This window comes from Pseudomonas sp. NFR16 (assembly GCF_900108875.1).
GTDB lineage: Bacteria > Pseudomonadota > Gammaproteobacteria > Pseudomonadales > Pseudomonadaceae > Aquipseudomonas.
Map to the genome: position 1 here is coordinate 440,153 of NZ_FNYJ01000004.1, position 823 is coordinate 440,975.

General features: G+C 55.2%; 1 protein-coding gene. It reads left to right on the top strand.

Annotated features, from left to right (window positions below):
- The first annotated feature begins 203 nt into the window (after positions 1-203).
- Entirely contained in the window at positions 204-668 is a 465-nt protein-coding gene (locus tag BMZ10_RS18015) for an REP-associated tyrosine transposase (protein WP_093465227.1), read from the top strand.
- The last annotated feature ends 155 nt before the right edge of the window (positions 669-823 follow it).

The following is an 823-nucleotide window of genomic DNA, read 5'->3' on the forward strand; positions in this document are numbered from 1 at the left end:
GATCGCGTACCCCGTAGGACCGGCTTTAGCCGGGAACCCGTCGGTTGTCATACCACCCAATTGGGGTGATGCGACTGGCCAATTCCCGGCTGAAGCCGGTCCTACTGATCGCCATCCGCTAGAAATCTCACGACAACTACTCGTGATGTTTAAAACTGCCCCTTGCTTTTATTGTTTGTCCTCACACAAAGAGGAGCAATGGAATGCAGCAACTCAAACATGCCCGATCTTTACGCGTCGGTAGATTTTCCCAGCCAGGCACCGTCTATCTCGTGACCACTGTGGTAAAGGATCGCCTGCCGATATTCAGTGATGTTCAGATAGGCCGCAGGGTGGTCACGGAAATGGAGCGCCTGCACTCCTCAAACTGTGTTCGTTCCATGGCTTGGGTGGTTATGCCCGACCATTTGCATTGGCTGTTCGAACTTAAGTCAGAATCGCTCCCCACGCTCATGCAAGCGCTCAAGGGCAGAAGTGCGTTCGAAGTAAACAAGGCTCACGATGCGAAAATACTCACATGGCAGAAGGGTTACCACGATCACTCAGTGCGGGCTGAAGAGGACCTCGTCGAGATGGCTCGCTATGTTGTAAACAACCCCATACGGGCAGGTCTGGTGAGGCAGCGGGACGAGTATCCATTGTGGAGTTGTGAGTGGTTGCTCGAGTAGGACCGGCTTTAGCCGGGAACCCGTCGGTTGTCACGCCATAGAAATGTGGGTGATGCGACTGGCCTCTTCCCGGCTGAAGCCGGTCCTACCGAAGGATCGCGTACCCCGTCGGACTGGCTTTAGCCGGGAACCCGTCGGTTGTCACGCCGCAGAAT